General features: G+C 68.7%; 13 protein-coding genes and 1 tRNA gene. 11 read left to right on the top strand and 3 right to left on the bottom strand.

Features of this window, described 5'->3' with window-relative positions:
- Positions 1–58 precede the first annotated feature (58 nt).
- Entirely contained in the window at positions 59–1,135 is a 1,077-nt protein-coding gene (gene lgt / locus B0I29_RS10390; protein ID WP_111648718.1) for a prolipoprotein diacylglyceryl transferase, read from the top strand.
- A gap of 14 nt (positions 1,136–1,149) precedes the next feature.
- Positions 1,150–2,337, top strand: a complete 1,188-nt coding sequence (locus B0I29_RS10385; RefSeq protein WP_111648717.1) for an FAD-dependent oxidoreductase — start codon at positions 1,150–1,152, stop codon at positions 2,335–2,337.
- Positions 2,338–2,918: 581 nt separating this feature from the next.
- Here B0I29_RS10385 and B0I29_RS10380 read toward each other — a convergent pair.
- A complete protein-coding gene (locus B0I29_RS10380; protein WP_111648716.1) occupies positions 2,919–3,791 on the bottom strand; it encodes a GNAT family N-acetyltransferase in 873 nt (290 codons plus the stop codon).
- A gap of 205 nt (positions 3,792–3,996) precedes the next feature.
- Between B0I29_RS10380 and gltB the strand changes: the two genes are divergently transcribed.
- The 4 genes from gltB (at position 3,997) to B0I29_RS10360 (ending at position 12,646) form a co-directional block, all read left to right on the top strand.
- Positions 3,997–8,526, top strand: coding sequence for a glutamate synthase large subunit (gene gltB / locus B0I29_RS10375; RefSeq protein ID WP_111648715.1), 4,530 nt, complete (start codon positions 3,997–3,999; stop codon positions 8,524–8,526).
- Entirely contained in the window at positions 8,519–9,988 is a 1,470-nt protein-coding gene (locus B0I29_RS10370) for a glutamate synthase subunit beta (protein ID WP_111648714.1), read from the top strand. The genes gltB and B0I29_RS10370 overlap by 8 nt, the downstream gene beginning before the upstream one ends.
- 346 nt (positions 9,989–10,334) lie before the next feature.
- On the top strand, positions 10,335–11,771 hold the full coding sequence (pyk, locus tag B0I29_RS10365) for a pyruvate kinase (protein ID WP_111648713.1): 1,437 nt from the start codon (positions 10,335–10,337) through the stop codon (positions 11,769–11,771).
- Positions 11,768–12,646, top strand: coding sequence for an acyl-CoA thioesterase (locus B0I29_RS10360; protein ID WP_111648712.1), 879 nt, complete (start codon positions 11,768–11,770; stop codon positions 12,644–12,646). The genes pyk and B0I29_RS10360 overlap by 4 nt, the downstream gene beginning before the upstream one ends.
- A gap of 125 nt (positions 12,647–12,771) precedes the next feature.
- Here the strand turns inward: B0I29_RS10360 and B0I29_RS10355 are convergent, their stop codons facing one another.
- Entirely contained in the window at positions 12,772–13,656 is an 885-nt protein-coding gene (locus B0I29_RS10355) for an HdeD family acid-resistance protein (RefSeq protein WP_245972424.1), read from the bottom strand.
- 283 nt (positions 13,657–13,939) lie between these two features.
- A tRNA-Leu gene (locus B0I29_RS10350) sits at positions 13,940–14,013 on the bottom strand.
- Between the two features lie 179 nt (positions 14,014–14,192).
- Here B0I29_RS10350 and B0I29_RS10345 point away from each other — a divergent pair.
- The 5 genes from B0I29_RS10345 to B0I29_RS10325 all read left to right on the top strand — a co-directional run bounded on the left by B0I29_RS10345 (position 14,193) and on the right by B0I29_RS10325 (position 19,007).
- Positions 14,193–14,807, top strand: a complete 615-nt coding sequence (locus tag B0I29_RS10345; RefSeq protein WP_111648711.1) for an ANTAR domain-containing response regulator — start codon at positions 14,193–14,195, stop codon at positions 14,805–14,807.
- Positions 14,808–14,972: 165 nt separating this feature from the next.
- The gene (locus B0I29_RS10340; RefSeq protein ID WP_221401730.1) at positions 14,973–16,262 is read left to right on the top strand and encodes a branched-chain amino acid ABC transporter permease; all 1,290 of its coding nucleotides are present in this window, start codon (positions 14,973–14,975) and stop codon (positions 16,260–16,262) included.
- Positions 16,263–16,272: 10 nt separating this feature from the next.
- Entirely contained in the window at positions 16,273–17,262 is a 990-nt protein-coding gene (locus B0I29_RS10335; RefSeq protein ID WP_111648709.1) for a branched-chain amino acid ABC transporter permease, read from the top strand.
- Complete coding sequence (locus B0I29_RS10330) at positions 17,252–18,232, top strand: ABC transporter ATP-binding protein (protein WP_111648708.1); 981 nt, start codon at positions 17,252–17,254, stop codon at positions 18,230–18,232. The genes B0I29_RS10335 and B0I29_RS10330 overlap by 11 nt, the downstream gene beginning before the upstream one ends.
- Positions 18,225–19,007, top strand: a complete 783-nt coding sequence (locus B0I29_RS10325; RefSeq protein WP_111648707.1) for an ABC transporter ATP-binding protein — start codon at positions 18,225–18,227, stop codon at positions 19,005–19,007. The genes B0I29_RS10330 and B0I29_RS10325 overlap by 8 nt, the downstream gene beginning before the upstream one ends.
- The last annotated feature ends 1,218 nt before the right edge of the window (positions 19,008–20,225 follow it).

Below are 20,225 nucleotides of genomic sequence, written 5' to 3'. Positions count from 1 at the left end.
CGAACTGGGCCCTGCCCGGGACTTCCCTTCCTGTTGAGCGCCGGTAGCGTGTGCACCCGTGAACATCGCCGCCATCCCCAGTCCCACGACATCCGTGTGGCATCTCGGGCCGTTTCCGGTGCGCGCGTACGCGCTCTGCATCATCGCCGGAATGGTCGTCGCCACACTCTTGATGGAGAAGCGCCTGCGTAACCGTGGCGTGGCGCCGTGGGTCTCGCTGGACATGGTGGTGTGGGCGGTGCCGTTCGGCATCGTCGGCGCCCGCATCTACCACCTGATCACCTCGCCGCAGGACTACTTCGGCGCCGGTGGCGACCCGATCCGGGCCCTCTACATCTGGGAGGGCGGCCTCGGCATCTGGGGCGCGGTGATCGGCGGTGCCCTCGGCACCTGGATCGCGGCCCGGCAGATCGGCCTTCCGTTCAGCGTCTTCGCCGACGCGCTCGCCCCGGCGCTGCCGGTGGCCCAGGCGATCGGCCGGTTCGGCAACTGGTTCAACAACGAGCTGTACGGCAAGATCACCACGCTGCCCTGGGGCCTGGAGATCCACGAGATGGACTCGGCCAACCCGGGCCACGCCACCGTGATCGACGGCGAGCCGGTGACCAAACCGGATCTGTACCACCCGACCTTCCTCTACGAGGTCATCTGGGACCTCGGCGTCGCGGGCCTGGTCTGGCTGCTGGACCGGAAGTTCAAGTTCGGCAAGGGGCGGGCGTTCGCGCTCTACGTGATGGCGTACACCGCGGGTCGGGCCTGGATCGAGATCCTGCGGACCGACGAGGCCAACCACTTCTTCGGCGTACGGCTCAACGTCTTCACCGCGATTGTGTTGTTCGTCGCGGCGGCCATCTACTTCGTGGTGGCGAAGGGCCCCCGGGCGTACGTGGTGCCGATCGACGCGCCGGAGACCGCGGCGGAAAGCACAGCCGAGGCAGCGACCGAGAACGCCGCGGGCGACATCTCGCAGGTCGACGTCGAGGCCGGTGCCAAGACCGAGCCGAAACTGCCGGTGGCCTATCAGGTGGTGAGCGAGGAACGGTTCCGGGAATACCAGCGGACCGGCATCCTCCCGCCCGTGCCGGCGTCCGAGGAGCCGGTACCAGCGGCGTCCTCCGCCAAAGACGAGAACTGATCGCCGGGCCCGGCATGCGGACGGCCGTGGTGGTGGGCGCGGGTATGTCCGGGCTTGCCGCCGCGGGTGCGCTGTCCCGCTCCGGCTGGCAGGTCGTCGTCCTGGAGCGGGCCGAGCGTGTGGTCGCGCCGCCCACCGCCGTGGTGCTCTGGCCGAACGGGCAGCGGGCGCTCACGTCCCTCGACCCGGACGGCGGCTGGTCGGCGATCTGGTCGCCGCTGCCCGACGGGGGAGTGCGGCGGCCGGACGGCCAATGGCTGGTGGCGCCGCGTACGCGTGCCGGCACCGGCCCCGCGCCGGCCGCGGTCCATCTGGAGGACCTGTACGACGGGCTGATCGCCGGTCTCGGCGACGGCGTGGAGATCCGGACCGGGTTCGAGGTGACCACCGTGGTCACCGGCCGCGGCATGCGGCCGGTGGTCGGTGACGGCCGGACCGTGATCGAGGCCGACCTGATCGTCGGCGCCGACGGGATCGACAGCCGGGTGCGTGCCGTGGTGGCGCCGGAAGCGGTGGCCCTCGGTGCCGGCCTGGCCGCGTGGCAGGCGGTGATCCCCGGTTTCCGGACCCCCGAGCTTGACGGGACGTTCGCCGGAGGGGAGACGCTCGGTGCCGGTTACCGCTTCGTCGCCGTCCCGCTCGGTACCCGGGCGGCCGGCGTCGGCGGTGTCTACTGGGTCGCGACGGCTGCCGGCGCGCCCCGGCCGGAGCCGGCGGCCACTCAGCTCGCGCTGCTGCGCCGCTGGTTCGCCGGCTGGCACGAACCGATCGGCGAGCTGCTCGCCGCGACCCGCCCCGAGGATCTGATCCCGCAGGGTGTCCGGGAGCTGCGCCCGCTGCCGAGGGATTACGGGTTCCGCTCCGGCTCCGGTGGTGTCGTGCTGATCGGCGACGCCGCGCACGCCATGCCGCATCACCTCGGCCAGGGCGCCTGCCTGGCGTTCGAGGACGCCGCGACGTTGCGGACCCTGATGGTGGACGCCGAGCCGGGCGAGGGCCTGTGCGCGGCGGTCGAGTCATACAGCCGGCTGCGCCGTCCGCGCACCACGACGGTGATACGGCAGAACCGGCGGATGTCCGCGGTGGTGCAGGCGCGTGGCCGGCTCGCCCTGCGGGCCCGGGACGCCGCGCTGAACCACATGCGCCCGCGAATCCTGGGCCGCACCCTCGACCCGGTAGCCGACTGGACCCCACCGGACTGACCCAGCCCTACCCCGGCCGGCCCTCACTCCTACCCCGGCCGGCCGACGATGCTGGGCGAGCCGTAGCTCAGGCGGGTTATCGCACCGGCATACCGTGCCTGAACGACGGCCGCGGGGCGCGAGCCGTAGCTCGGGCGCGTCATCGCTGTCCTATAACCCTGCTGAGCTACGGCTCATCCCTGCCGGTGGTGGGATCCCGGCGCCGGAGAGCAGCCGACATTCACCACGGCGCGAGGGGATCGCCCGTGCGTGTCGAGTTGCGGCGCGTATTGCTCCCCAAGTCGACACGGCCGTGCGGTTTGCGGTGTGCGTGTCGAGTTCGGGTGCGTATTGAACCTCAAGTCGACACGCTGGGCCTTGGGACCACGACTTGCGGGACAGGGGCACACGGTGGGCCCCTGTCGAGGCGGCTGGATTTTGCAAGATCAGGATGCGGGATGGGATTTCACCCGTTCGACACAGTCGGTGTGCGAAGCCCTCAGCTCGATCACTGCTGCGAACGGTAAGGTTCATCGACGGTCCGGGTGCTTACCGCGTACCAAATGGTGGGAACTGTGAGCGAGTCGCTGAGGCCTCTCACATCACAGCGGCAGAGCCGCTGGTTGTGCGATGCATGCCGTACCCGCCCGGCGGAACCCGACGCGGGTGTAGAGGCGCGCCACGTCGTCGTCGCCTGCGGAGAGCAGCACGAGATCGACCCCGGCGGCCAGCAGCCGGCCGGTGAGGGTGGCGGTGAGCTGCGACGCGTACCCACGGTTGCGCGCCGACGGCAGGGTCGCGACCCCGACGATCTCGGCGACCGCGCCCACTCGCTGGCTGGTCGCGGTCGCGAGAATGCCCTCCTCGGGTGACTCGGCGACCGCGGTGACGTAAGCGTCGCTGTCGAACATCGCCTGCGCCTGCCGGACCGCGTCCGGGCTCAGCGCCTCGCTCGCGTCCCGTTCGGCAGGGCCGGCGCCGTCGATGACCAGCGTGTTCTCCACGACCTCCATGGGCGCCCGATAGGCGGGCGCGCCGAAGCCGAGGCGGGCGACGGCGCGTGCCGCGCGCAGATCGCCGGCGAAACCCGCCGACGCCGGGTCCAGGTAACGGATCTTGGCGCCGGGAATGGGCAGATCGGGTACGAGTGCCGCGGGCTCAAGCACCAGCAGAGGCGCGAGCAGCACGTCCAGTCCGGCGGAACGGGCGATCGCGAGCAGGTCGGGGGTAGTCTCGTGGACCCATTCGAACGTCTCCGGCACACCGAGCTCACGCTGCAGGCGGCGGGTGGCCATGATGTCGGCGGCCGAAGGGGTGTGCGAACCCAGTGTCGGGCGGGCATAGTAGGGCCAGCCCTCTCCCGCGCGGACGAAGAGACTCAGCGAGCCGATCTCCTCGACCCGCGCCCAGGGGCGGGGCAAAGCGTCGTAGAACCGTTCGAGTCGGTCGAAGAGGCCGGAATCCACTGGCGCCATCGCGCGAGACTACCGGTCTCCGCACCGGCTGTGCTATTCAGTTCCTCCGCCTATCCGGTGCGAGGTGTGATCAATCCGCATCTGGCGGAGATCAGTGTCTCTTAACGTAGACTCAAGAGACTTTGCAGGGCCGACGTCGTCCCGACCTCAGAATGAAACACCAGTGACGACAGGAGGCCCGGTGGCATATCCGCACCCCCAGGGGATGTACGACCCGGCATACGAGCGTGACGCCTGTGGTGTGGCCTTTGTTGCCGACATTCACGGACGTCGCTCCAATGATGTGGTCGCCAAGGGCCTTTCGGCGCTTATCCGTCTGGACCACCGGGGCGCGCGTGGCGCCGAGCAGAACACCGGCGACGGTGCCGGCATCATGATCCAGGTCCCGGACGAGTACTACCGCGCGGTCGTCGGCTTCGAGCTGCCGCCGGCGGGTTCGTACGCCGCCGGTCTGGTGTTCCTGCCGACCGACCCCGACGACGCCGCCCGGGCGACAAAGGTCTTCGAGAAGTACGTCCTCGTCGAGGGCGGCGAGGTTCTCGGCTGGCGTGACGTCCCGGTGGACCCGTCCGACCTGGGCGCCACCGCGGAGGACGCGCGTCCGGCGATCCGGCAGGTCTTCCTGGCCGCCGACCGGCTCAGCAACTCGGCCGCCGGCCCCGCCGGTGAGCGGCTGTCCGGCATCGAGCTGGATCGGGTCGCGTTCTGCATCCGCAAGCAGGCCGAGCGGGAGACGTCGCAGCGTGGTGTCGCGATGTACCTTCCGTCGCTGTCCTCGCGGACCATCACGTACAAGGGCATGCTCACGCCCGAGCAGCTGCCGGCGTTCTTCCCGGACCTGACCGACGAGCGGGTCGACAGCGCCATCGCGCTGGTCCACTCCCGGTTCTCCACGAACACGTTCCCGTCGTGGCCGCTGGCGCACCCGTACCGGCTGATCGCCCACAACGGTGAGATCAACACGATCCGGGGCAACAAGAACTGGATGGCCGCCCGTGAGGCGCTGCTGTCCTCGCCGAACCTCCCGGGCAACATCAAGCGGCTCTTCCCGATCAACTCGCCGGAGGCTTCCGACTCGGCGAGCTTCGACGAGGTGCTCGAACTGCTGCACCTGGCCGGCCGCAGCCTGCCGCACTCGGTGATGATGATGATTCCCGAGGCGTGGGAGAACGACTCGGAGATGGACCCGGCGCGCCGCGCGTTCTACCGGTTCCACGCGAGCCTCATCGAGCCGTGGGACGGCCCGGCCGCCGTGGCGTTCACCGACGGCACGGTCATCGGCGCGGTGCTGGACCGCAACGGTCTGCGCCCCGGCCGCTGGTGGCACACCGCCGACGGCCTCGTGGTGCTCGGCTCCGAGGCCGGCGTCATCGACTTCGCGACGGACCAGGTGGTGGCCAAGGGCCGCCTCCAGCCCGGCAAGATGTTCCTGGTCGACACGGCCGCCGGCCGGATCGTGCACGACGCCGAGATCAAGGCGGAGCTGGCCGCCGCCGAGCCGTACGCGGACTGGCTGCACGCCGGTCTCATCGAGCTCAGTGACCTGCCGGCCCGTGAGCACGTGATCTACACGCACGACTCGGTGCTGCGCCGCCAGCAGGTCTTCGGGTACTCCGAGGAGGAGTTGAAGATCCTGGTCGCGCCGATGGCGCGGACCGGCGCCGAGCCGCTGGGCTCGATGGGCACCGACACGCCGATCTCGCCGCTCTCCACCCGGCCCCGGCTGCTGTTCGACTACTTCCACCAGCTGTTCGCGCAGGTGACGAACCCGCCGCTGGACGCCATCCGCGAGGAGCTGGTCACCAGCCTCTCGATGACGATCGGCCCCGAGGCCAACCTGCTCGACCCGGGTCCGGCGAGCTGTCGTCAGATCGTCCTGCCGTACCCGGTGATCGATAACGACGAGCTGGCGAAACTGCTCTCCATCGACGAGGACGGCGACCTGCCCGGCTTCAAGGCGGTACGGGTCTCCGGCCTGTACCCGCTGCGGGACGGCGCGGCCGGCATCAAGGCCCGCCTCACCCAGATCTGCCGGCACGTCTCCGAGGCGATCGAGGACGGCGTACGCATCCTTGTGCTGTCCGACCGCGACTCCAACGCTGATCTGGCGCCGATCCCGTCGTTGCTGCTCACCGCGGCGGTGCACCAGCACCTGGTTCGTGAGCAGACGCGTACCCAGGTCGCGCTGGTGGTCGAGTCCGGTGACTGCCGCGAGGTGCACCACGCGGCGACGCTGATCGGCTTCGGCGCGGCGGCGGTCAACCCGTACCTCGCCTTCGAGAGCGTGGACGACCTGATCGCGACCGGCGCGCTTGTCGGCATCGAACCGCGCAAGGCGGTCCGCAACTACGTCAAGGCGCTCGGCAAGGGCGTCCTGAAGATCATGTCGAAGATGGGCATCTCGACCGTCTCGTCGTACTGCGGCGCTCAGGTCTTCGAGGCTGTCGGCCTGGAGAACAAGCTGCTCCAGCGGTACTTCGCGGGGACATCCGGGCGGATCGGCGGCGTTGGTCTGGCCGGCATTCACGCCGAGGTCAAGGCTCGCCACGAGAAGGCGTACCCGGCGAACGCGGCCGAGCGGGCGCACCGGCGCCTGGAAGTCGGCGGCGAGTACCAGTGGCGCCGCGAGGGTGAGCTGCACCTGTTCAACCCGGAGACGGTCTTCCTGCTCCAGCACGCGACACGGTCCAAGCAGTACGACGTTTTCCGTAAATATACGGAAAAGGTGGACGCATTGTCGGCCGAGGCCGGCCACCTCCGCGGTCTCTTCCGGTTCAAGTCGGACCGGACCCCCGTCGACATCAGCGAAGTCGAGCCGGCTGAAGCGATCGTGAAGCGCTTCGCCACCGGCGCGATGAGCTACGGCTCGATCTCCGCCGAGTCGCACGAGACCCTCGCCATCGCGATGAACCGGATCGGCGGCAAGTCGAACACCGGTGAGGGCGGCGAGGACGTCGAGCGTCTGTACGACCCCGAGCGTCGTTCCAGCGTCAAGCAGATCGCGTCCGGCCGCTTCGGCGTGACCAGCGAGTACCTGGTCAACGCGGACGATCTGCAGATCAAGATGGCGCAGGGCGCGAAGCCCGGCGAGGGTGGCCAGCTGCCCGGCAACAAGGTGTGGCCGTGGGTCGCCAAGACCCGGCACGCCACCCCGGGCGTCGGCCTGATCTCCCCGCCGCCGCACCACGACATCTACTCCATCGAGGACCTGGCCCAGCTGGTCCACGACCTCAAGATGGTGAACCCGAAGTCCCGGGTGCACGTGAAGCTGGTTTCCGAGATCGGTGTCGGCACTGTCGCGGCGGGTGTCGCGAAGCTGAAGGCCGACGTCATCCTGATCTCCGGGCACGACGGCGGCACCGGCGCGTCCCCGCTGAACTCGCTGAAGCACGCCGGCACCCCGTGGGAGCTCGGTCTCGCCGAGGCGCAGCAGACGCTGCTGCTCAACAAGCTGCGTGACCGGGTCACCGTGCAGGTCGACGGCCAGCTCAAGACCGGCCGGGACGTGGTGATCGCGGCGCTGCTCGGCGCCGAGGAGTTCGGTTTCGCCACGGCTCCGCTGATCGTCTCCGGCTGCATCATGATGCGGGTCTGCCACCTGGACACCTGTCCGGTCGGCATCGCCACGCAGAACCCGGTGCTGCGCGAGCGTTACACCGGCAAGCCGGAGTTCGTCGAGAACTTCTTCATGTTCCTCGCCGAGGAGGTCCGGGAGATCCTGGCCGAGCTCGGTTTCCGCACCATCGACGAGGCGATCGGCCAGGCCGAGATCCTCGACGTGGTCAAGGCGGTCGACCACTGGAAGGCGAAGGGCCTGGACCTGGCGCCGGTGCTCTACGTGCCGGAGCTGCCCGAGGGCGCGTCCCGCCGCGGTGTGGTGGCCCAGGACCACGGCCTGGACAAGGCCCTGGACAACGAGCTGATCGCGCTGGCCCAGCCGGCGCTTGTCGACGGCCTGCCGGTCCGCGCCGAGGTACCCACCCGCAACGACCAGCGCAGCGTCGGCGCCATGCTGGGCGGCGAGGTCAGCCGCCGGTACGGCGGCAACGGCCTGCCCGACGACACGATCGCCTTCACCCTGCGGGGCACCGGCGGCCAGTCGTTCGGCGCGTTCCTGCCGCGTGGTGTGACGCTGCGGCTGATCGGCGACACGAACGACTACGTCGCGAAGGGCCTCTCCGGCGGACGGGTGATCGTGCGCCCGGCCGAGGACGCGCCGTTCGTCGCCGAGGAGAACACGATCGCCGGCAACACCATTCTGTACGGCGCCACCGGCGGCGAGGTCTTCCTCCGCGGCCGGGTCGGCGAGCGGTTCGCGGTGCGCAACTCCGGCGCCTCGACGGTTGTCGAGGGCGTCGGTGACCACGGCTGCGAGTACATGACCGGCGGTGTTGTGGTCGTGCTCGGCCCGACCGGGCGCAACTTCGCGGCCGGCATGAGCGGCGGCAAGGCGTTCCTGCTCGACCTCGACCAGTCGCTGGTCAACCCCGAGCTGGTGGACCTCGCGCCGCTGACCGACGACGAGCGCGAGGTGCTGCGCTCGCTGGTCGAGAAGCACCACGCGGAGACCGACTCGGCAGTGGCCGGCCGGTTGCTGAAGGACTGGTCGGCGTCGGCCGAGCGGTTCACCGCTGTGGTGCCGCGCGACTACAAGCGCGTGATGGAACTGATCAGGACCGCCGAGGCTGCCGGTCGCAATGTGGACGAGGCGGTCATGGGGGTCACCAGTGCCTGATCCGAACGGTTTCCTCCGCTACGAGCGGCAGCTCCCGAAACGTCGCCCGGTTCCGCTGCGGCTGATGGACTGGAAAGAGGTGTACCCGCCCGCGGGCGAGGAGCTCATCCGCGACCAGGCCACCCGCTGCATGGACTGCGGCATCCCGTTCTGCCACGACGGCTGCCCGCTGGGCAACCGGATCCCGGACTGGAACGACCTGGTCCGTACCGGGAACTGGGAGTCGGCGATCGAGTCGCTGCACGCGACGAACAACTTCCCGGAGTTCACCGGCCGGCTCTGCCCGGCGCCGTGTGAGGCGGCCTGCGTGCTGGGCATCGCCGACGACCCGGTGACCATCAAGCAGGTCGAGGTGGAGATCGCCAACCACGCCTTCGCGCGTGGCCTGGTCCCGCAGCCGTCGCCGGTGGCGTCTGGCAAGTCGGTCGCGGTGGTCGGTTCCGGCCCGGCCGGCCTCGCGGCCGCCCAGCAGCTGGCGCGAGCCGGTCACTCGGTCACCGTCTACGAACGCGACGACCGCATCGGCGGTCTCATGCGGTACGGGATCCCGGACTTCAAGATCGAGAAGGACGTGATCGACACCCGGCTGGCGCAGATGGAGGCCGAGGGCGTCGTCTTCCAGGCCGGTGTCAACGTGGGCGTCGACATCACCGCCGATGACCTGCGGGAACGTTACGACGCGGTGCTGCTCGCGGCGGGCGCGCTGGCCGGCCGGGACACCCCGGAGACGCCGGGCCGTGAGCTGAACGGTGTGCACCTGGCGATGGAGCACCTGGTTCCCGCGAACCGGATCGTCGCCGGTCTGCAGGACACCACGCCGATCGACGCCAAGGGCAAGCACGTGATCATCATCGGCGGCGGTGACACCGGTGCTGACTGCCTCGGCGTCGCCCACCGCCAGGGCGCCGCGTCGATCACCCAGCTCGACCAGTACCCGTTGCCGCCGGAGGCGCGTACCGGCATCAAGGACCCGTGGCCGACCTGGCCGTTGATCCTGCGCAACTACGCCGCTCACGAAGAGGGTGGCGACCGCGTCTTCGGCGTGGCCGTGCAGGAGTTCGTCGGCGACGGTAACGGCAACCTCACCGCGATCCGGATCGCGGAAGTGCAGGTCCAGCGGATCGACGGCGTGCGCACGGTGGTCATCACTCCCGGCTCGGAGCGCGAGTTGCGCGCCGACCTGGTCCTTCTCGCCATCGGATTCGAGGGTACGGAAGACCAGCCGCTGCTCTCCCAGTTCGGCCTGAACCGCACCCGGCGCAACGTGCTGGACGCGGATCGGAACTGGCAGACCGACGCCGAGGGTGTCTTCGTCGCCGGCGACATGCACAAGGGCGCTTCGCTGATCGTCTGGGCGATCGCCGAGGGCCGGGCGGCGGCCAGCGCCATCCACTCCTATCTGGGCGCGGCCGGCGAACTGCCGGCACCGGTCCGGTCGGATTCGCAGCCGCTGTCGGTCTGAACGGTTTTCTCAGGACGGCCCGCCGCTTTTAGCGGCGGGCCGTTTTTGGTTGGTTGTCTTCGATGGGCGTCGATATCTTGCGACCATTTTGCGCGTGGCCGGAGCAAATTCGAATATGGTTACCGAGCGTTAAGTTCAGCGGCCGTCCGGTGGCTCCCGGGAGGGGGTCGGGCATGTGCCGACGGGCTCCGGAGGCCGCCCGTTAGGCTGGACCCGCGGTCGCCGACGCCCGCCGGACGACGCAGCCTGCCCGTGGTGACATGGGCTGACCTCGCCGTCGACACCCGCAGTTCATGACGTTGCCGGGGGTCGGCCGCCGAGCCGACCGTGGAGAAGGACTAGCCTGATGGCCGTGACACGCCGCGTAAAGATCGTCTGCACGATGGGACCCGCCACCAAGTCTCCTGAGCGGATGCTCGGCTTGGTCGAGGCGGGCATGGACGTGGCCCGGATGAACTTCAGCCACGACACCCTCGAGAACCACAAGGAGATGTACGGCCTCGTCCGTGCCGCCGCGGAGAAGGCCGGCCGTGCCGTCGCCATCCTCGGCGACCTCCAGGGTCCGAAGATCCGGCTGGGCAAGTTCGCGGACGGACCGCACCGCTGGGAGACCGGCGACCGGGTCGTCATCACCAGCGAGGACATCCTCGGCACGCGGGAGCGCGTCTCCTGCACCTATACGAAGCTGCCGCACGAGGTCAAGGTCGGCGACCGTCTGCTGATCGACGACGGCAAGGTCGCGGTCGAGGTGACCGACGTCGAGGGTGAGGACATCCACGTCCTGGTCACCGAGGGCGGCCCGGTCAGCAACAACAAGGGCGTCTCGCTGCCGAACGTCGCGGTGAGCGTGCCCGCGCTCAGCGACAAGGACGAAGAGGACCTGCGCTTCGCGCTGAAGCTCGGCGTCGACCTGATCGCCCTCTCGTTCGTCCGCGCGCCGGAGGACATCAACCTCGTCCACAAGATCATGGACGAGGAGGGCCGCCGGGTCCCGGTCATCGCCAAGGTCGAGAAGCCGGAGGCCGTCGAGCACCTCGAGGCCATCGTTCTCGCCTTCGACGGCGTCATGGTCGCCCGCGGTGACCTCGGCGTCGAGCTCCCGCTGGACCAGGTTCCGCTGGTGCAGAAGCGTGCCGTGCAGCTCTGCCGGGAGAACGCGAAGCCGGTCATCGTCGCGACCCAGATGCTCGACTCGATGATCGAGAACTCGCGTCCGACCCGCGCCGAGGCGTCCGACGTCGCGAACGCGGTGCTCGACGGCACCGACGCCGTGATGCTCTCCGGTGAGACCTCGGTCGGTAAGTACCCGGTGCTCACGGTCAGCACGATGGCGAAGATCGTCACCACCACCGAGGCCGGTGGCATGGGCGTTCCGCGTCTGCAGCACGACCCGCGTACCCACGGTGGCGCGCTGACCGTCGCCGCTTCGCAGATCGCGCGCAACATCGGCGCGAAGGCCCTGGTGGCGTTCTCGCAGACCGGCGACACCGTGCGCCGGCTCGCCCGCCTGCACTGCGACCTGCCGCTCTACGCGTTCACCCCGGTCTCCGAGGTGCGCAACACCCTCGCGCTGAGCTGGGGTGTCGACACCTTCCTGACCGACTTCGTCGAGCACACCGACGACATGTTCCGGCAGGTCGACGCGAAGATGCTGGGTCTCGGCCTGGCGAAGCCCGGCGACTACGTCGTCGTCGTGGCCGGCTCCCCGCCGAACGCGCCCGGCTCCACCAACACCCTGCGGGTGCACCAGCTCGGAACGCTCGTCGATCCGGCAACAGTGTGACCTTGCCGTTGCAGGGACAGGCCGCCGTCGACCAACTGCTGGATCTGCTGGATCTGCGGAAGGTCGACGCGGCCACCTTCGTCGGCGAGAGCCCGCAGACCGGCGCCCAGCGAGTGTTCGGCGGCCAGGTCGCCGGCCAGGCGCTGGTCGCCGCCGGGCGTACGGTCGACCCCGACCGGCTGGTCCACTCGCTGCACGGATATTTCGTGCGGCCGGGCGACCCGACCGTGCCGATCACCTTCACGGTCGAGCACATCCGGGACGGGCGGTCCTTCTCGGTGCGCCGGTCGACGGCGCAGCAGCACGGGAAGACGATCTTCTTCATGTCGGCGTCGTTCCAGGTGCCGGAGAAGGGGCTGGACCACCACACCCCGGCGCCCGAGGGCGTACCCGCCCCGGAGGACGTCGCCACCATGCTCGACTGGGTGGAGCGGTACCCGGAGCGGATGGCGATGTTCAAGTCGTCCCCGCAGGCCGTCGACGTCCGTTACGTCGGTGTGCCCGGCTGGGTCCCGCCCGGTGACCGCGGTGCCGAGCCGTTGCAGCGGGTCTGGATGCGGATCAACGGCAAGCTGCCGGACGATCCGCTGATCCACGCCTGCGCGCTGACCTACGCGTCGGACCTGTCGCTGCTCGACGCGGTGCTCTCCACGCACGGCGAGGTGTGGGGACCGGGCGGCGTGATCGGTGCGAGCCTGGACCACGCGCTCTGGCTGCACCGGCCGTTCCGTGCCGACGAGTGGTTCCTGTACGACAGCGTGAGCCCGTCCGCGAGCGGGTCCCGGGGCCTGGCCAGCGGGCGGATGTTCACCCGCGACGGCCGGCACATCGCCAGCGCCGTGCAGGAAGGCCTGCTCCGCAAGATCGGGGCCTGATTTCCGTTCTTCCGGTTTCTGGTCTTCGGTTTTCCGGTTTCCGGGCACCCCGCCGGTGGTGGATCGCGGTCTGGCGACTGACCGCTGACTGATCCATCAACCGGCGGGGCCGGGGACAGGCTTCTCTATCGGTTGCCCGGCTGGTCGTCGCGTGACGACCGCCCGGCCGAGGCGCTCTCCGCGTCGGCCGCGATCTCCGGAGTGTCCGGTACCGGCGGCATGTCGGTCTGTTCCGGCTGCTTGGCTCCGGCGCGCGGCCCGGTGATACCGGCCTGCACCAGCATCGCGTCAAGATCCGCGGTGGTACGCACGACATGCTCGTGGTACGTGTCCCCAGGGATGTGGCCGACACCGCCCTCGGGGGAGACCGACGGCAGATCCTGGGCCCGCTTCAGCTTGGTCGAGGCGCCTTCCGGAGCACGATGCCGGGCGCGTACCGGCGTGGCCTCGAAGTCGGCGCGGCCGGCCGAATAGCCGACCAGGCCCGCCGACCGTTCCGGTGGCAGCTCCAGGACGTCCTTGCGCGTGGTGTGCGCGATCTCCCGTAGCCGCAGCGAAGTGACCAGGTCAGCGACCGCGCGCAGCACCGCGAGGGCGCCGAGCGTCACGACGATCAGATCGGCGCTCCGGGCGAACGGGCCGGCCGAGAAATATCCGAGACCCGTCTCCAGCACGCCGATCGTCACGATCAGGCTCCACACCCGGTCCGAGCCGCGCGTCATGATCCCGACGGCGACGTCCACCGCGCCGCGGACCATCAGGTACCACCCGGTCAGCGCCGCCGCCGTGGTGAAGGACGATTCGTCCGGGACCAGCATCGCCGCGCCGGTCGCCGCGAAGATCACGGTGAGGCCCGCGTTCAGCCACCAGGTCCGGGTGCCGGCGAGGGTGCGCAGTAGCTCGCAGACCGCCCCGAAGAGGAGCATCGGTCCGGCCACCGCGGCGATGTCCGCGGGTTCCAGTCGCATCACCGCCCAGGCGATCGCCAGCCACGCCGCACCGGCGAACATGAGGAATCCCCACATGCTCCCGCGTGCGACGGTGAGGGGCGAAGAACCGGACGACAACATGAGGCCTCCCGCTGCAACTGTCCCTGTCATGACAGCATCCGGTGCGTGCCGTGGCCCGGCGTTCGCCCAGATTCGCAGGCCCGTCTTTTGTCTCGCCTATTTCATGCCGGTAACGCGTCGGCTATCGCACGGAAATTGACGAGCGTGCGAAAAGGCGTACCCAAGATGGGGTTTTGGTCAAGCGCCCTTGATCGGGCGTGACGAATATTTAACGCGGATTTTGTGCCCCCGGTGGGATTCGAACCCACACTGTATGGTGTTTGAGACCATCTTCTCTGCCGGTTGGAATACAGGGGCTACACCACTCATCGCGGCATGCCTGAGCGTTCTCAGCATGACGTTGGGCGGCACGACTGATCACGACGTGAGATGGTCACGCCAGGATGAGTCCCCGACAGCCTACCTACTAGGCTTAGGGCGGCGACACCCACATACCCGGGTGTCGCGACATCGACGTTCTGGGAGTAGGGGTTTCCGTGGCCGACACGCAGGCTGGTGCCGAGCGCAAGCGGGTGCTCATCGCCGAGGACGAGGCGCTGATCCGGCTCGACCTCGCCGAGATGCTGGTCGAGGAGGGCTACGACGTCGTCGGCGAGGCCGGCGACGGGGAGACCGCGGTTCGCCTGGCCGAGGACCTGAAGCCGGACCTCGTGATCCTGGACATCAAGATGCCGATCATGGATGGCCTGGCAGCCGCCGAGCGGATCGCCGCGAAGCGGATCGCCCCGGTGGTCATGCTGACCGCTTTCAGTCAGCGGGAGCTCGTCGAGCGGGCTCGCGAGGCCGGCGCCATGGCGTACCTGGTGAAGCCGTTCCAGAAATCCGACCTCGTGCCGGCGATCGAGATCGCCCTCTCGCGGTACTCGGAGATCTCCGTCCTCGAGGCGGAGGTGGCCGGCCTTACTGACCGTCTCGAGACGCGCAAGTCCGTCGAGCGCGCCAAGGGCGAGCTGATGACGAAGTACTCGATGACCGAACCGCAGGCGTTCAAGTGGATCCAGCGGACCGCGATGGATCACCGGATGACGATGCGCGAGGTCGCGGACCGGATCATCAAAGAGTCCGAGGGCGAGGCCGAACCCGCTGGTTAGCGGCTTGTCGAGCCACCGTTCCGATATTGGCTCTTGACCAAAGGTTGAGGCTCAGTAACGGCTTTGTTACGACCGGGTTCGACGCTCCTGAGCAAGCTATGATCCCCGCCAGTCCTTCGCGTGACGTATGGCGGGGATTTCTGCTGCTAAACACAAGGAGCATCGTTGCGTAGAGCCGTGATCATCTTCACGGCCGTTCTCGGATTCCTGTTCACTTCCCTGGGTCTGGGTGCCACAAGCGCCTTGGCTGAGGGCGAGTCGTTACAGGGCACGTTGATCAATGCGGGCCAGCCAGTGGCCGGCGTGGTTATCAAGGTGGCGGAAGAGAGCGGCACTCCGGTCGGCGAGGCGACTTCGGACGCTCAAGGCAAGTGGTCGGTCTCCGTCCCTGCCGCGGGTACCTACAAGGTCGACCTCGACGCCGCGACCCTTCCTCAGGGCGTTGCTGTCACCACTGGCCGCACGAGCCTGACATTGAGCGTTTTCGAGGGCGCCGCGCGTAACGTGCTGTTCCCGCTCGGCGCGGCAGCCGGCAGTCCCGGCGCCGATCAGCCTGCAGAGGGTGGCACCTCTCAGCTGGAGCGGGTGGCCGACCTCGTCTATACGGGAATCCATTTCGGTCTCATCATCGCGCTGGCGGCCCTGGGCCTCTCGCTGATCTTCGGCACCATGGGCCTCACGAACTTCGCCCACGGTGAGCTGATCACCTTCGGCGCGGTGGCGTGTTTCTTCATCAACGTGACGGCCAGCGTGCCGCTCGAGATCGCGGCGGTCCTCGCCGTGGCACTCGGTGGTCTGTTCGGTTACTTCCAGGACAGATTCTTCTGGGGGTGGCTGCGTAACCGCCGTACCGGCCTGATCGGCATGATGATCATCTCGATCGGTCTCGCGCTGATCCTGCGGTACCTGTTCCTCTACGTCTTCCGCGGCGACACCCGGCAGTTCGCGCAGTACGTCGCGCAGCCCGGCATGGACCTGGGCCTCATCTCGGTGGCGCCGAAGAACCTGGTCATGGACGGTATCGCGATCATCGTTCTGATCGTGGTCTCGCTGGCGCTGGTGAAGACCCGCCTCGGCAAGGCGACCCGCGCGGTCTCCACCAACCCGTCGCTCGCCGCTGCCTCCGGCATCAGCGTCGACTCGGTGATCCGGCTGGTCTGGACGATCGGTGGCGCGCTCGCCGCGCTCAGCGGCGTGATGCTCGCGATCTTCCAGGGCGTGAACTACCAGATGGGCTTCCAGATCCTGCTGCTGGTGTTCGCGGCCGTGACGCTCGGCGGTCTCGGAACCGCCTTCGGTGCCCTGCTGGGCAGCCTTGTCATCGGTCTCGCCACACAGCTGTCGACGCTGTGGATCCCGACTGAGCTGAAGAACGTCGGCGCCCTCGCGGTGCTGATTGTGATCATCCTCGTGCGTCCCCAGGGCATCCTGGGCCGCCGCGAGCGGATCGGCTGAGGGGGGCCTGATGAACTGGGACATCATTTTCGGCGTCTCTCTGGAGTCGCTGATCAACGGCACGATGATCGCGTACGCACTGGCCGCGATCGGCCTGAACGTGCACTTCGGCTACACCGGCCTGCTGAACTTCGGTCAGTCGGCGTTCCTCGGCGTCGCGGCCTACGGTCTCGCGATGATGGTGTCGACCTTCGGCCTTCCGTTCTGGATCGGCATCGCGGTCGGCCTGCTCGGCGCGGTCGTGCTGGCACTGCTGCTCGGTATCCCGACGCTGCGCCTGCGCGCCGACTATCTGGCGATCGTGACGATCGCCGCCGCGGAAATCGTCCGCCTGCTCTTCCGCTCGGTCTCGCTGAGCGAGTGGACCGGTGGCTCGGACGGTCTGCAGCAGTTCTCCGACGACTTCTACGCGATGAACCCGTACAGCGGCTCGCTGGAATTCTGGAGCATCAGCTTCGACGAGCGTGAGCTCTGGGTCATGACCGTCGGCTGGGCGCTCGTCGCGATCGCGCTGACCATCGTGTTCCTGGCGATGCGCAGCCCGTGGGGCCGTGTCATCAAGGCCATCCGCGAGGACGAGGACGCCGTGCGCAGCCTCGGCAAGAACGTCGTGTCCTACAAGATGCAGTCGCTCATCCTCGGTGGTGTCCTCGGCTCGCTCGGTGGTTTCATCATCGCGCTGAAGAACGCGGCCGTGCAGCCGGACACCTACGGCACCGAGTTCACGTTCTACATGTACACGATCGTGATCCTCGGTGGCGCCGCTCGGGTCTTCGGCCCGGTCGTCGGCTCGATGATCTTCTGGTTCCTGCTCACGTTCGTCAACGCGCTGCTGCCGACGCTGATCTCGCAGGGTTACATCCCGACGTGGCTCATGGACGCGAACCAGGCGGGTGCGGTCGGTTACATCCTGGTGGGCCTCGGACTCGTACTCTTGCTGATTTTCCGTCCGCAGGGCATCTTCGGCGACAAGAAGGAGGTCATGCTCGATGGCCGATGACGTCACCGTTCCGCCCGGCGTGGCAAAGGCACGCGCCGCGCTCAAGGACGTTCCGCACGAGCCCGGAGCGCCCAAGCAGGACCCGATCCTGGTCGCCGACTCCGTGGTACGCCGCTTCGGCGGACTCACCGCGGTCTCCGTCGACCACATCGAGATCCAGCGTGGCGCGATCACCGCACTGATCGGCCCCAACGGAGCCGGCAAGACGACGTTCTTCAACCTGCTGACCGGTTTCGATCGCCCCGACGAGGGCGACTGGAAGTTCAACGGCAAGCCGCTCGCCGGCGTGGCCGCGCACAAGGTCGCCAAGCAGGGCATGGTCCGCACCTTCCAGCTCACCAAGGCGCTGTCCCGGCTGACGGTGATCGACAACATGCGCCTGGGCGGCACCGGCCAGAAAGGCGAGTCCTTCTGGAAGGCGCTGATCCCCGGCATCTGGAAGAAGCAGGAACAGGAGATCACCGAGCGCGCCGACGAGCTGCTGGCGCGGTTCAAGCTCGACGCCAAGCGCGAGGACTTCGCGGGCAGCCTCTCCGGCGGCCAGCGCAAGCTGCTCGAAATGGCGCGGGCCCTGATGGTGCAGCCCGACATGGTCATGCTGGACGAGCCGATGGCCGGTGTTAACCCGGCGCTGACGCAGTCCCTGCTCGGCCACGTGAAGAGCCTGCGCGAGGACGGCATGACCGTGCTCTTCGTCGAGCACGACATGGACATGGTCCGCGACATCAGCGACTGGGTCATCGTCATGGGCCAGGGCAAGGTCATCGCCGAGGGCACGCCGGACACCGTGATGGCGGACCCGCGGGTCATCGATGCCTACCTGGGCTCGCACCACGACGGCACCGAGCACGACGCCGCCGAGGTCGCTGCCGAGGTGCCGGGCGCCGACGCGCCGTCGTCGTCTTCGGTGGACGCCGCACCGTCTTCTGCTGAAGGCGCCAAGTCGGAGGGAGGCAAGACCGATGAGTGACGCAACCTCCAGCAACGAGATCGAGGGCCGCGACGAGCACCTGGCCGCGGCCGAGGGCGCCCTGGTCCGCGTCGACGACGTGACCGCTGGTTACCTTCCCGGGGTCAACATCCTCAACGGCTGTGACCTGTACGCCAAAGAGGGCGAACTGGTCGGCATCATCGGCCCCAACGGCGCCGGCAAGTCGACCCTGCTCAAGTCCCTCTTCGGCCTGGTGACGATCCGGTCCGGGCAGGTCACCCTGCGCGGCGAGCAGATCACCAACGTCAAGGCGAACAAGCTCGTCGCCAAGGGCATCGGCTTCGTGCCGCAGACCAACAACGTCTTCGGAACCCTCACCATCGAGGAAAACCTGGAGATGGGTACGTTCCTGCGGCCGAAGCGCTTCAAGGAGCGCTTCGAGTTCGTGGCCGGCCTGTTCCCCGCCCTGGGCACCCGGCGCAAGCAGCGGGCGGGCTCCCTCTCCGGCGGCGAGCGGCAGATGGTCGCGATGGGCCGGGCCCTGATGATGGAGCCCAGCGTGCTGCTGCTCGACGAGCCGTCGGCGGGCCTCTCGCCGGCGATGCAGGACGAGGTCTTCTTCCGCACCAAGCAGATCAACGACACCGGCGTCACGGTCATCATGGTCGAGCAGAACGCCCGTCGCTGCCTGCAGATCTGTGACCGTGGGTACGTGCTGGACCAGGGGCGGAACGCGTACACCGCGTCCGGCCGTGACCTGATCCACGACCCGAAGGTGATCGAGCTCTACCTGGGGACCCTGGCCCGCGCCTGACCCCACCCAGCAGAACGAACGAAGGCCCCGGAATCGCTTGGTTCCGGGGCCTTTCGCCATGCCCAACCAAGCAGGTGCCGCCCGTGCCGCCTGTGCTGGCCGTGCTGCCTGTGCTGCCTGTGCCGCCTGTGCTGCCTGTGCTGCCTGTGCTGCCGTGCTGCCGTGCTGCCTGTGCTGCCGTGCTGCCGTGCTGCCCGTGCTGCCGTGCCGCCCGTGCCGCCTGTGCGGCCGGCACAGGCCGGCCGGCGCCGCGGGCCCGCCGCGATCTTGTGAGTTTCGGGTGGCTCGGGTGGCTGAAGCTCACAAGATCGCCTCTCGTCCGCCAGCTCCGCGACCTTGTGCGGGGATGGCGGTTCAAGCTCGCGGACTCTCTACGCCTGTCACCGCTGGGCGCCGCTTGTCTCATCGAACTGTCACGGAGGGTGGGCGCCCGGCAAAGATGTTGTCGGCTGCAGCCTGATCTTGGAGACCTGTGGGTGCTATGACCCCTACAGGGCTCCACAAAGCCGTGACTTCCCACTGTTGTGGTGGCAGCGCGTCATCAAGGTGCCCGCGGACCGCCCGAAATCGACACGCCACGGGGGCGGCGCTCGGAACTCGTGAGTTTGTGGTCGATTGGACGGCTGAACCGCACAAGATCGCCTGTCGGTAGCCGCCAACTCGGCGACCTTGTGCGGTTTGGGTGGGGATGGCGGCGCAAGCTTCCAAGATTGCTGATGGGCGGGCAGCTGCGGCCCCGGTTCAGGCGACAGTGGCCCGCAGTGCGTCATCAAGGTGCCCGCGGGCCGCCCGAAATCGACACGCCTCGGCGGCGGCCCCCCGGAACTCGTGAGTTTGTGGTCGATTGGACGGCCAAACCGCACAAGATCGCCAGATCGCTGACGGGCGGGCAGCTGCTTGGGCGACAGCGGCCGGCAGCGCGGCGAAAGCAGCTTGCGGCGAGGGGCGACAGCGGCCTGCGGCGAAGGGCGACAACGCGGGCGGCAGCGGCGAGGGGCGACAGCAGGACGAGAGAAGGTGGCGAGGGGCGACAACGCGGGCGCCAGCGGCGAAGGGTGACAGCGGACAAATGAAAGTGGCGAGGGCTACAGCGCGGGCGGTGGCGGGGCAACGGGGGGCGACAGCGCGGGCGGGGCGACGGTCGGCGGTGGCGGTGGCGGTGGCGGTGGCGGTGGCGGTGGCGGTGGCGGCGGTGGCGGTGGCGGTGGCGGTGGCGGT

The sequence above is a fragment of the Actinoplanes lutulentus genome (assembly GCF_003259845.1).
Classification (GTDB): Bacteria; Actinomycetota; Actinomycetes; order Mycobacteriales; family Micromonosporaceae; genus Actinoplanes; species Actinoplanes lutulentus.
This window is presented reverse-complemented; position numbering and strand designations above follow the sequence as displayed.